7 protein-coding genes and 1 pseudogene are annotated in these 12442 nt (G+C 67.2%); 3 read left to right on the top strand and 5 right to left on the bottom strand.

Translation table 11 applies throughout. From position 1 onward, the window contains the following. Nucleotides 1–7: 7 nt before the first annotated feature. The 3 genes from ACFYW9_RS30365 to ACFYW9_RS30375 all read right to left on the bottom strand — a co-directional run bounded on the left by ACFYW9_RS30365 (nt 8) and on the right by ACFYW9_RS30375 (nt 3492). Nucleotides 8–712, bottom strand: coding sequence for a hypothetical protein (locus ACFYW9_RS30365; RefSeq protein WP_389156942.1), 705 nt, complete (start codon nt 710–712; stop codon nt 8–10). A gap of 265 nt (nt 713–977) precedes the next feature. After that, on the bottom strand, nt 978–2828 hold the full coding sequence (locus tag ACFYW9_RS30370; protein WP_389156945.1) for a hypothetical protein: 1851 nt from the start codon (nt 2826–2828) through the stop codon (nt 978–980). A 160-nt stretch (nt 2829–2988) separates the two neighbouring features. Continuing rightward, entirely contained in the window at nt 2989–3492 is a 504-nt protein-coding gene (locus tag ACFYW9_RS30375) for an ATP-binding protein (protein WP_389156948.1), read from the bottom strand. Between the two features lie 163 nt (nt 3493–3655). Between ACFYW9_RS30375 and ACFYW9_RS30380 the strand changes: the two are divergent. From ACFYW9_RS30380 to ACFYW9_RS30390, 3 genes and pseudogenes are all read left to right on the top strand, one after another. Next, a pseudogene (locus tag ACFYW9_RS30380) lies at nt 3656–3898 on the top strand (helix-turn-helix domain-containing protein); the annotation flags it as partial. Nucleotides 3899–4094: 196 nt separating this feature from the next. Further along, nucleotides 4095–4517, top strand: a complete 423-nt coding sequence (locus ACFYW9_RS30385; RefSeq protein ID WP_389156951.1) for a DUF5753 domain-containing protein — start codon at nt 4095–4097, stop codon at nt 4515–4517. Continuing rightward, a complete protein-coding gene (locus tag ACFYW9_RS30390) occupies nt 4514–4720 on the top strand; it encodes a DUF397 domain-containing protein (RefSeq protein ID WP_389156954.1) in 207 nt (68 codons plus the stop codon). The genes ACFYW9_RS30385 and ACFYW9_RS30390 overlap by 4 nt, the downstream gene beginning before the upstream one ends. An 85-nt stretch (nt 4721–4805) precedes the next feature. Here ACFYW9_RS30390 and ACFYW9_RS30395 read toward each other — a convergent pair whose 3' ends face one another. After that, nucleotides 4806–9101 carry an Eco57I restriction-modification methylase domain-containing protein gene (locus ACFYW9_RS30395; RefSeq protein WP_389156957.1) on the bottom strand — a complete coding sequence of 1432 codons (4296 nt, stop codon included), beginning with the start codon at nt 9099–9101 and terminating at the stop codon, nt 4806–4808. Beyond that, entirely contained in the window at nt 9098–12337 is a 3240-nt protein-coding gene (gene drmD / locus ACFYW9_RS30400) for a DISARM system SNF2-like helicase DrmD (protein WP_389156961.1), read from the bottom strand. Before drmD ends, ACFYW9_RS30395 begins: the two co-directional genes overlap by 4 nt. Nucleotides 12338–12442: the final 105 nt, after the last annotated feature.

A 12442-nucleotide genomic window follows, 5' to 3' on the forward strand; every position in this document is an offset into this window, starting at 1 on the left:
AGCGACGTCAGGGAGTCGAATTCCCCGAGGCAGGGCCGAAGGGCACCTCGTCCTCACGGTCATCGCCGGCCCAGCTCGCCGGGGGCTCTCCGAAGATGGCGCGTGCGGACTTGATCGTCAGTCGCCCGAAGACATGGTTGCCGCCGGCCCCGAGCGCGGCACCGATACCGAGCGGCACCTGTTTGCTCAGCACCAGGACACCCTGCTTGGTCCCGTACTTGGTGATGAACCGCGGACCCAGCACCTTGTTGGCCTTGTTGATCGCGCTCATCGGGATCGAACTGACGATGCGCCGTGCCCAGTAGGGGCCAGTACGCCCAATGGTTTTGTCCAGAACCTTCACCGCTCCGTCGCCGAGGAGGACGGTCAGGACCAGGAGCTTGCGTCGCTCGAAGTCCTCAGGATGCGTGCCATGCACCTCGGCCAGCGACAGCGTGTAGAGCACTGACGCTTCGGTGAAGAGCATGGCATCGGCCAGAGCCGCCGGTATCCCGGCGCCGGGCACGGCTCCTGCCGCGCCGGACGCTCCTCCGGACGCGGTGATGCCGGCGAGGTAGTACCGGTCCAACCGACGGATCAGTTCCTGTGGAGTGTCGTCGGAGTGGACTCGCCGCAGGCGCTCGACGTTCTTCCTCGCCAGCGGCTGCTGGGCGACCAACGCCTTGTCGAAGGCCTGCTGGATCAGGTTCTTGGCGTCATCGGCCTTGCTCATGAAGTCTTCTGGTCCTCTCGGATGGCGAGCGCCTCGAGGGCGTCGATGTACGGCCAAGTCTCAAGCCGGACCTGGCTGTACGGGTGGGTACGTCGATTCCGTGATGCGGATCCGCGACTTCCTCTACGAGGCGATCGGGGCGGACGAGAATCCACGTGACTGTGGGCGGGGACCGAGCATTCACTCAGGCCCGTCGGTCGCGGACAGCCCTACCCACTGATTCCCGGGTCTTCGAATGTGGTGGGCCTGTCTCGGCACGCTCGAATCACCAATACTTGAGCTTCGTAGCCTCCAACGTCCTGGCGATTGCACTCAGTCGGACCAGAACGTCGGCAGCGCTCGTCCTGAGCGCCTGGTTCTCCAGCGGCGAGGGGTTGGCAGGGATCAGGTAGCCCGGGACAGCAAGAGTGAGCCACACACGGGCGACGCGAAGCGTCCGGCGTGTCTGTTTGCTCGTTTTGAACGCGCCGCCCAAGACGGACATCCTCTTCTCTACGCGTTTGAGCAACTCACGGACCTGCTGCCTTTCCGCGGCAGTGGAGTCCCGGCTCTCGAACCGGACCTGCTTGGGCTGGTGCTGTTGGACGCGCCTGATCAACGCACCTATTTCTCTCTCCTGCCGCACGGTCAGTGCACGTGCAGGGCTGGTGACAGGCTGTCGTCTCAGCACTGCACGTGACGGCTTCGCGTACAGCGCGATGGCCCGTTCCGTCTCCTGGTTCACCCAGGAGAGCAAGGCTGGCGAATCGGCCGACAGCCCCTCGGCGCCTCGCACTCCGAGCTTCGCGAGTACGGCGGGCAGGCACGGCAAGAGGCCCGCATCGTCGCGGAGCAGCACCGACAGCACCGCCTTGGTGTCCCAGAGCGGGCTGTCGACCTCGACGAGGAAGTCGATGTGCTCGCTCGCGGACATATTGGTGAGCGGCTCACCGAGTTGTGCGGCGAGGGCGGACCAATGATGTGTGCGTCCTCTTGGCGCGGAGGCTCTCAGGATCTCGCGGACGCGGACGATGGCCTGGTCCCGGGTCAGGGGCACGCCCTTCTTCGCCCTCTGCTTCCGGTCCGCCGCCGGAGGCTGGGCCCTCAGGGGCGCGACGGGCGGCCGAGGATCTGGCTGACGCATCCGAGGTGCTGGAGCCGGCTGCCTCTCGGGCGACTCGGGGAGCACCCCGGCCAGGCCCGTGCGGGCCGCCTCATGGGCGTTGAGACGTACGAAACGGTCCAAGTGGACGGCCCACCCGTCGGCGCCTTCGCGAACCAGTAGGCGTGCGCCGTCGGCTGCTCGGTAGACGTACTGCGCCGGAGGCAGTGCGGTGTCGTCGGGCAGGGACAGCACCGCTCGTACGACAGGGCTGCCGAGAGGCTTGACGTCAGCCATGACCAGGCGGCGCCCCTCGGCGGCGAACGGCGAGTCGTCGGGGACGGGAGCTTCCTTGTCCAGAATGAAGATCGTGGGGCCGTCGAGAGGAAACGCGAACGGCTCCGGGCGCTGAACGGGTACGCGCAGGGCCGCCGCGGAGGGCGTCAGCAGGCCGGCCCGCTCGATCCGGCAGTCCTCCAAGAGGTCCCAGCGGACGGACTGTTCGTCGTAGGTCCGGGTACCGACGTACACACGGCGCTCACCGCCCACGGTCTCCAGGCGGAAGCGCAGACCGTAGCCGTTGCGGGCCAGGAGTTCCTCGGTGAGCGAGCCGTCCGAACCGAAGAGCCAGTCGACCTCGTCCACGTCGCCACCGAGGGCGAGGTTCGCCGTACGCCACCCTCGGTAGTCGAGACGCGAGAGCTGGAATCGGAGCCTGCGGCGGGCGGCGGGCAGGTGCAGGTCCACCGCGCCGCCGGGTCCCGAGCCGAGGTCATGGGTCCGCACGTCACCCCGTTGACCGTGCTTGCTCAGCAGGTCGCGCAGGCCCCGCTTGATGAACAGGTGGTCGGCGCTGGACTCGCCGGTGGCGGCACGTCCGCAGGTGGGTCCGCCGGCCACGTGGGCGAAGTGGCATACCTTGTCGTGGTACAGGCGGTCCATCAACCTGCCACCGCACCCACCGAGTTCGTAGCCACACCAGTAGGTGTAGTGCGGGTGGCGCCTGCGCCAGGCTTCCAGCTCCGTGAATTCCATGGGGAGGATCACCGGGTGGTCGGAGCTTGCGTTACCGATCACGGCAGTCTGCACGAGACGGTGGTCGAGCACGGAACCTCACAGGGGACGCCCGGGGAGTGTTCACCCAACGGGGCACGGGCGACGGGGACGAGACCAGTATCTTCTTCATGCACTGAGTTCACAAGAGATTCTTCGCCGAATTCGTCGCCTTCTGCGTCTCTGGCGGGGACGGGAGCGCCACCTCGCCCCACACGGTCTTCGTGCAAGCGTCCCGGCGTTCCCAGCCCCAGCGTTCGGCGTACGCCTCCACCAGCAGCAGTCCCCGTCCCGACGGGGCGTCGAGTGACTGCGGGGCGGTGGAGGCGGGTTCCGGACGGCGCTCCGGGCGGGTGTCGGTCACCTCGACGCGAAGTGCGTCCGACAGGAGGAGCAGCGCGAGCCTGAAGTCCCGGCCGGGGAGGCTGCCGTGGCGGACGGCGTTCGACGCCAGCTCGGCCATGAGGACGGCGACGGTGTGTGCGAGGTCGCAGTCGTGCGGGAGGCCTGTCCACTCGGTGAACTGCTGGACGGCGAGTTGGCGGGCGAGGCGGGCGCCGCGTCTGGCGCTGCTGAAGCGCAGGGTCAGGTGCGGGACGGACGTATGGGGCGACTTGGCTTCGCCGGTGATCTGGGGGTGGATCACGGGGTCAGCGTGGCGGGGTGGATGGCCCGGTGAACAGGTACGACGGTCGTACGGCTTTGTTGTCGTACGGCGGGACGACTGGCCGTGGTTTTGCTTGTACGGGTCCTGTACGGGCTTACACGGGTCCCGTGGCGTGTCTCGTTGGTTGCGGATCGCGTTGAACATGGCCCAGCGGCGGGGTGCAAGGCGGGACGGAAGGGCATGGAAATGTGAGGGCAGTACGGGACACGCGGGGGGAAACACGCCGAAGCCAAAGGACGAGGGGTCCGATGTGCCGGGTGTCTGGTCAGCGTACGGCGTTCTACTGCAACACCTGCGCAAGCGGGTGGGGTTGAACCAACAACAACTCGGGGACACGATCGGCTACTCGCTGGAGCAGGTGGCTTCGGTGGAGCAGGGCCGGAGGCCGGCGAAGGCGGCGTTCACTGTCGGGGCGGAGCGGGTGCTGGAGGCGGATGGGGTACTGGACGCACTTCAGGGGGAGGTAGATCGGGCGAAGTTGCCTCGGTTCTTCCGCAACGTCGCGCTGCTGGAAGCGGAGGCGCTGAGCAGGTTCTCGTACGATCCCCTCCTCATCTCTGGGCTGTTGCAGACACAGGGCCTTGGACGACGAGACCATCGAGCAACGCGTCGCAGCCCGCTTGGCACGGCAAAGCTTGCTGACTCGCAAGAACCCGCCCGCGGTCTTCGTGTTCGTGGTGGAGGAAGACGCCCTTCGACGTGTGGTGGGCAACAAGACGGTAATGCGCGAACAGTTGGAAAACCTGCTGGCATGCTCACGGAGGCGTAACGTCGAACTCCAGATCATGCCAACCACCCGAGGCGCCCACAGCGGGCCCATGGTGTTGCTGGAATCAGCGGATCGCACGCGGCAGGTCTACATCGAGGCGCAGGACGTGGTGACGGTCAGGACAGCTCCGAACGAGGTCAGCGAGTTCTGGCTGCGGTATGGGATGCTGCGCACACAGGCCCTCAACACCGAGGAATCCTCTCGTTTCATCGAACGCATGACAGGGGAGCTATGAGCACCGACCAGCACACAGCTCAGGCCGCTGAACTGGACTGGTTCAAAAGCAGCTACAGCGGAACCAGCGGTGGCGACTGTGTCGAGGTGGCCGCTGGCCTGGACGCCATGTATGTACGGGACTCGAAGGCCGTGGCTGGCGGGTCGGTGCTACGGGTCGACCGAGGCAAGTGGGCGGCGTTCGTGGCACTCGCGGTGGAGTAGAGCCGAGTACGACTTCCGAGCGGAACAACGGGCTCGCTCGCGTCACTTGGGGTGACGCGAGCGAGCCCGTTGTCATGTCGACGGCTCAGAACAGGGCGCCCTCCGCACCGTCACCGAAATCCAACCCGCCTCGCTCATCCCTCTGCCCCTTACGTTCGCTGACGCTTTTCGCCGACGACGACGTCCCGAGCTTGGAGGCACCCTTCGCGTGATAACCGAGGCGGACTTCGTCGGCGTAGGCTTCATGGTTCAACTGGCGTAGCCTGTCGATGATTTCTGTGCGGGCAGCGAGACCGATGGTGTAACGGACTCCTTGGTCAGTCCTATGAAACCCATGGTCGAGCCTGAACGTCTCATGAGCGGTATCGGCTGGAGGCGTCACCCCCGTGGGGTCCAAAAGATCATGCCATCCATAAGCCGCAACAGTGGCCACGTCGACCCGCTCATGATGGTTTCGCAGTTCGGCGATGTCCTCGTCGTTGCATTCTTGATCATGGAACAAGTTATAGACAGCAGTAAGCCCTGCATCACGTCGCAGCATAAGCTCACGACGGAACTCGTGCAGGCGGACACCAGCATCACGAAGCCCTTGCGTGACCGCTGGCCAATAGAGAGTCTCAAAAACGTCGGTAGGGGCATAACGGAGATCCCCCTTCATCGTCGATGCGCGATCGAGCGCCCACCAATAGTGAACGGAGCTACTCAGGATCGCAAGATCTGCAAAGTCATCTGAAACAAATACCACCGTGGCGTCGCTGAATACTTTCCCTGTCGGCACCATAGCAGGCATGACGACTTTACTGACACGCGTGATAACGATGCACTGCTCCAATCCCGGTAGAGCCTCATAGAGGTCCGGCCTGGCGCTCCAATATTTCCACCACTCATGCACCATTCGCGGATATTTGACAGGGTCCTTCAATTTGCGTTCAGGCCACACCTCATTACGTACCCACCTATAAGGGAGATCGTAGGAGCGCGCCTGCCCCTCCCTCATTTCCCGAAAGTTGATCACCCAACGTTCACCAGTATGAGTTGGACTGGTATTCACGTCCTGCCCATTCAAATAGGGGAATAGGACCTCCTTGTTCCTCTCGTCGACTTCAATCCATGCTTGGGCCTCTGCTTGGCTCACGATGAAGCCCGACCCCATAAGACACGACCCCAGGGACGCCCTCTTCCTATGCATCGCTAGGCGGTGAAGCCGATCTGAAATCCGAGAGTTCAGCGTCAAAGACGATGAAATTCCTTGAGGAGCCACGACGCCATCGAGAACGCGTACTGCGGCGGGCGCAGGAACAGTGGACGCTGTCCAAAGGGCGCTGAACTCGAGCGAAGCCGACTTCGACGGCCAAGGCCTGCTCTTAACGGCCCGTCGAATGACGACACCCTTTGCAACAAGCTGATCCAGGCCGACTTCCCGAGTGTCACCTTGCGCCACACTGTTCGTGGTGATCAATCCAGCTTGCCCAGTAGACCGAAGAAGCTGATGGACCTTCAGAAGGAAGAACGCCACGAGGTCGTTGTTCCTAGCGCTTGTCCCGTCGGAGACAAAGTCCACCAAAAACTCGCGATAGCAGGAGCCGAGCGATGGCGTGATCTTTGGGCCACCCAAGAATGGCGGATTACCCACTATCACATCGAAACCACCACGCTCGAACACCTCGGGGAAAGTCAACGGCCAATGAAGCGGCTGTCGTCTAAAGGCACCATCGGGCAGATCTACCCCAAGCCAGGCTGCACTCTCGTTCAGGGCTTGACGAAGAGCTTCAGACGAATCGGCAACCCGGTCATCGGCCGCGATGACCGCAAGCTCGACCGCGCGTACATGACTTCCGCGCAGACCACTCTCCTCGGCCAATGCCGAACCCACCACCAGGTCACCGATCAGGTTGAGGCGCCGAGCATCGTTCTGTGCCGCCTCCAGCAAGGTGCGCTTCACGGCAAGGTCCTTGACGCTGCGACCTTCCACTTCGGCGATGGCTTGCCGATTCTGCGCCGCTCGGTGCACTTGTTGCTTGGCGACTTCAGTCCACTCCTGCTCGAAAGCCCCCTTGTGTAGCTTATGCCCCTTCCGTACATCCATATGGACGGATTCCAGCTGAGCCAGGGAAGTGACACCCAGCAGCGAGTCTCCCGCCACCAGCCGGTCGTCCAGGAACGTGAACGGCCGCCCCGGGTCCATGGACACCAGCCACAGCGACAGCTTGGCCATCTCCACGGCCATCGGGTTGATGTCCACGCCGTACAGGCAGTGCTCGATGATCTGGCGCCGCGCCTCGACCACCACCGGGTCCTGCTCCGCGTCCGCCGACGTCACCGCGTCCACGGCCCGCCCCGCGCGATAGGTCATCGCGTCCGCGCGGCCCTCGGACTCCCAGGCCTCGATGAGACGGTCACCCAAGTAACGGCAGGCCGCCACCAGGAACGCCGCCGAACCCATCGCGATGTCCGCGACCTTCAGGTCCAGGATCTGCTCGGCGGACTTGAGACGCCACTCCCCTGTCTCCGTCGTCTGGAGCGGACCCGGCTCGTACACCAGCGGTTCCAGCGCGTGCAGCACGACTTCCTCGGCCAGGAAGCGGGGCGTGTAGTGCGTGCCCGTGTTCTTGCGGAGCGAGGACTCCGTGACGTACAGCGCGCCGTTCGGGATGACCGTCGGCAGGCCGCGCAGGTCGTCCCGAAGGATGCCGCCGAACGGCAGCAGCCGCTCCGTCAGCGCCGGGTCCTTCGTGACCGCGTTCAGCCGGCGCCGTGCCTCCGCCGCGTCCTCGGCCCCGACCGGGGCGAGCTTCTTCTCCAACTGCCCGGCCGTCGCCGGGGGCTTCGGGTCCTTCCACTTCTCGTGGACGGCCTTCGCCAGAGCCTTCACCGAGGCCCCGGACCTCGCCGCCAGCGACTCCAGCTCCCGCAGCGGCACCTCGTGTTCGAGGCCCTCGGGACCGATCAGCCCCACCATGTGCTCGGTCGCCCGGCGCCCGTCGAACGACAGCAGGCCCTCGTAGACGTAACCGATCTGCTCGACGTCCAGCGCGCGGAAGCTGAGCGTGCGCACCTCGCGGTCCTTGCCCTTGCCGACGCGGACCTCCTGCACCGCTTGGAGCATGTGCAGGACGGTTCGGTCGTCGATCGGGAGGAGCGGGGTCGTGCGCTCCATCCACGGGTACTTCTCGGGGTCGAAGATCGAACCGTCGTACGCGGGCAGGTGGAAACCGGAGCCCGGGTGGTCCACTCCCCCGTGCACCGCGTGGAACAGGGCGATCAGGCGGTGCCAGGCGGACGTCGTGTGCTCCAGCGACGTCTCGCCCTCCTCGTCCGCGCGCGCCTTGAGTTCGTCGCGCAGGAAGCGGGCGGAGTAGGAGCGGGCGTAGACCTCGTTGTCGGCGGGGAGCAGTCCTCGTTCCTCTGCGAACAACAGGAACACGATGCGCATCATCACTGCGACGGCACCGCGGTAGACCTCACTGGCGCTCACACCCGAGGCGTGCAGACCCGGTGCTCCGTGCTCGACGGCGCGGACGTCCGCGCGTCCTATGGCGTCGACGAGGAGCTCGACGGCCTGCCGGACCTGGACGCCGAGGGCCTCAGTGACGTCCTCACCGGCGGCGAGGCTCGCCTTCAGCAGGCCGACGAGCGTCTCGGCCTCCTCGTACTCGAAGAAGCGGCGGCGGCGCAGCAGGGAGACGAAGGCGCGGACGACGTTGCGTTCGGCGGCCTCGTTCCAGCCGATGGAGTCGAAGACAGCCGTGGTCGTGACGCCGCCGAGCGGGGCCCAGACCAGGCACCACCAGCGGCCGTCGGTGACCAGGCCGAGGGGGACGCCGTGGTGGCGCAGAAGGCGGGCCAGGCGGTCGGCGGGGGCAGCGGCCCAGTCGCCGCCTCCGCCCGCGCGGGAGGTGGGCGCCGTACCGGCGGGGACGGTGACGCCGAGGAGTCGTACGCGCTTGGCCGCGGATTCCGTGTCCGGTTCGGCGGCGAGGTCGATGCCGGGTTCGACGAGGGCGAAGTCGGGGCGGACCTCGGTGTTGTGCTCGGCCACGCGCAGGGTGAGGCGGTCCAGACCGTGATGCTCGGCCTCGCCCTGGCGCAGGGTCAGGGCGTCGTCCCAGCCGAGGAGGCCGCGCAGGAGGTACGCCACCCACTCGTCGCGGCCCGCGGTCGTGTCGGTCTGCCAGTCGGCGTGGCGGGCGCGCAGCCGGGCGCGTTCGTCCTTCTCCAGGGCGTCGAGCTGGGGCCAGGCGCGCAGGAGGACGGGCATGGTGAGGAAGGGGCCGGAGACCTCGGTGAGGTCGAGCCATTCCTGGTGCTGCCGACGGCCGTCGAGGGCCTGGGCCTTGGCGGCGGCTACTCCAGCGCTCATGGCGCTGCGGGGGCGGCTCATCGGCGGGCTTCCTTTGCGGGGATGACGAAGACGACAGCGGCGGGGAAGAGGTGGGAGCGGGGCTCGCGGTAGCGGGCGGCGATCGCGGCGAGTTCGCGCTCGCGCTCGGCGGGGAGACCCTGGAGACGGTCGTCCCAGCGGCGACGGTCGTCCTCGAACTGGCGGCGCTCGTGGCCGGTCAGTTCGTGGGTGGAGAGGAGGGCGAGCTGTTCGCCCTCGCCGTCGCCCTCCTCCTTGAGCTTGGCGCGCAGGGTGGCCTCGAAGCGGTCGAGGGTGGCGGTGATGCGGCGCTCCTCCTCGGTCCGGCGGTCGGTGAGACGGCTCTCCAGCTGACGGCCGAGTTCGGAGGCCCGGGCCTCCAGCGACCGGTACAGCGGGTCCCGGAGGGTCCCCCATGCCTCGGTCAGTCCCTGCCGCAGGTGCGGGGCGGCCTCCGTGCCGTCGGTGAGCGCACGGGACAGGACCCGGCCCTGTTCGTTGACCGACTCCCAGCGGCGGAAGCGTCCGGTGTCGCCGAACCAGCCGCCCGCGTACAGGACTTCCTCGTGCAGGCGGGTGCCGTCGGTGCCGACGAGGACGTACCGCGCGTAGGCGGAGACCAGGGTCGTGGTGACGGCCGGATCGTCGGAGACGACGGCGGTGACGCGGTTCAGGCCGACCGAGTCCGCGTTCCAGACTGCCGCGGTGAGTAGGCGCGTCGAGAGGGCCACGAGCGGGTGCTTGAGGTGGGCGAGGACCACGTCGTCGCGGCCCTGCGCGGCGACCGCCGGGGAGAAGGTGAGAGGGCGCTGCTCGCCCTCGCGGAGCTTGTGGGCGAGGCCGCGGGTCGCCCGCTCCCAACTCCCGGACAGCGGCTGCACGTCGAAGAGGTCACCCGGTTCGAAGTCCTCAGCGCGGAGCGTGGAGGGTAGCAGCGAGGGCTGGTTGTCGAGGGCCAGGGCCGTGTCGACGACGCGCTTCACGTTCGCCGGGGTGAGACCTAGGGACGAGACGGTCTCCTCGTACTGGTCTGCGAGCTTCTTCGTCTGTGCCGTGACGTTCTGCTCGGGCGCGACCTCGCCGCCCGTGCGACGGCCCTTGATCGGCTTGGGCTTGGCGTTCTCGATGTCGACGGGTGCCGTGTCGCCGGCCATGCGGCGCTGTACGGCGTCGGCGAGGACCGCGTTGACGGAGCCGAGGTCGTGCTCCATGCGCGCGACCTTCTTGGCGACGCGGGAGAGGAACTCGAGGTCGGCCTCGTAGGAACCGGCCTGGGCCTGCTGCCAGCCGGAGCCGATGAAGTGGGTGATCTCCGGGTCGTGCTTCTGGCCCCAGCGGTCGATACGGCCGATGCGCTGTTCGAGCTTGTTGGGGTTGAAGGGGATGTCGTAGTTGATCAGACGGTGACAGTGGTTCTGGAGGTCGATGCCCTCGCCGGCCGCGTCGGTGGCGAGGAGGATGCGGACCTTGCCCTCGGGGCGTGCGGGCTCGGCCTGGAAGCCGAGACGGATGCGCTCGCGTTCGTCCGTGGGCAGTCCGCCGTGGAGGCGTTCGACCCGGCCGCCGTTGGTGAGTTCCTCCTGCTGGAGGAGGTCGTAGAGCCACTTCTGGGTGTCTCGGTACTCGGTGAAGATGACGACCCGCTCGTTGGTCCACCTCTTGCCGTCGGGGCGGCAGACGGCCTTGACGGCGGCGATCAGGGCGTCGGCCTTGGAGTCCGGGGCGGCCTCGTGCGTGAGGGCCCAGCGCTCCATCTCCTGAAGCAGGTCGAGTTCCTGGCCGTCCTCGGCCGGGGTGAGCGAGGTGGAGCGGGTCAGGGCGTCGTCCTCGGCCTCGACGAGCCCGGTGTCGTCGAGGTCCGCGACGAGGTCCGCGAACTCCTCCAGCCACTCGGGGACTTCGGCGGCTGCCGCGCGTCCGCGGGCGGGGCCGGTGTCCTCCAGGTGGGAGAGGTAGACCTGGACGGTGTGGAGGAAGGCCGCCGGAGAGGAGAAGAGGCGCTTCTTCAGCAGCAGCGTCACGAGGTCGGCGGCGCGGCGGCCACCGCGTGCCGTCGGCGTCAGCTTCTTACGGCGCAACTCGGCGAAGGAACCGAGCAGTTGATGGATCTCGCGCTCCTGCGGCGTGTAGTCGACGGAGAGCTCGTTGGTCTTGCGGGTGCGGAAGCGCGGTGTGCCGTCGGCGTTGGTGACGGTCGACTTCAGACGCCGTACGACGGTGTCCTTGAGGGCTTCCTTGTCGGGGTCGACGCCGCGGGCGAAGCGCTGGTCGTCGATGAGTTCGAGGAGCGCGGTGTACGACTCGGGGTAGCCGTTGTGCGGGGTCGCCGACAGGAAGAGCCGGTGCTCGAAGTGCGGGACCAGGCGCCGGATCAGCTTGGTCTGCTGGGAGTCGACGGCGTAGACCTGCTTGGGCGCGGCGGGGGCGACGTGGTGGGCCTCGTCGAGGACGAGCAGGTCGAAGAAGCGCTTGTGCTCGCCGTCGGGGCTCTCCTCGGAGGCGCCGATGACCTCGTCGAGGAGACGCTGGGCCTTCTGTCCGCGCAGCCAGGGCAGGGAGACGATGGTCAGCGGGTGGACGCGGAACGGGTTGGCGGCCGTGCCGTGCGTACGGCGCAGGCGGGCGCAGTGCTCGGAGTCGACGATGGTGAACTCCAGGCCGAACTTCTCGGCCATCTCGTCGCGCCACTTGAGGGTGAGGCCGGCCGGGCAGACGACCATGGTGCGCCTGGCCCGGCCCCGCAGCATCAGCTCCTGGACGACGAGGCCTGCCTCGATGGTCTTGCCGAGGCCGACGTCGTCGGCGAGGAGGAGGTTGACGCGGGGGGCGCCGACGGCGCGGGAGACCGGCTCCAGCTGGTACGGCTCGACGGCGACACCGGAGCGGAACGGGGCCTGGAGGGTCTTGGCGTCGGCGGAGGCGACGGCGGACCAGCGGACCGCGTCGAGGAAGGCCGCGAGACGGTTCGGGGGGTCGTAGGCGCCGGTGGAGGCGTCGGGGAGGGAGCCCGCGGGCAGGACACGGCGGCCGGGCTCGACCTCCCAGATGACGGAGAGGGTGTCGCCGAAGCGGCCGTCGGCGACGGACTGGAGGTGGACGAGGGTGGCGGGCCTGCGCTCCTCGTCGCCGTCGGAGGCCGGGGACGGCTCGACGCGGGCGACGACCCAGGACTGGCCGCGGACCTCGACGAGATTGCCCTCCTCGGGGAGCTCCGGCGCCCCCGTCCGCTCGGTCTCACGCTGAGCTGCTGGCGTCATGGGCGCTGTTCTCCTCGGTGTCTCCTGCTGCCGTCCGTAGACAGTGTCCTGCCTCCCCACCGGAACGGTGCGGTCGGAGAGTAACACGAGCGAATACCTGTGAAC

This window comes from Streptomyces sp. NPDC002698 (assembly GCF_042888945.1).
Taxonomy (GTDB): domain Bacteria; phylum Actinomycetota; class Actinomycetes; order Streptomycetales; family Streptomycetaceae; genus Streptomyces.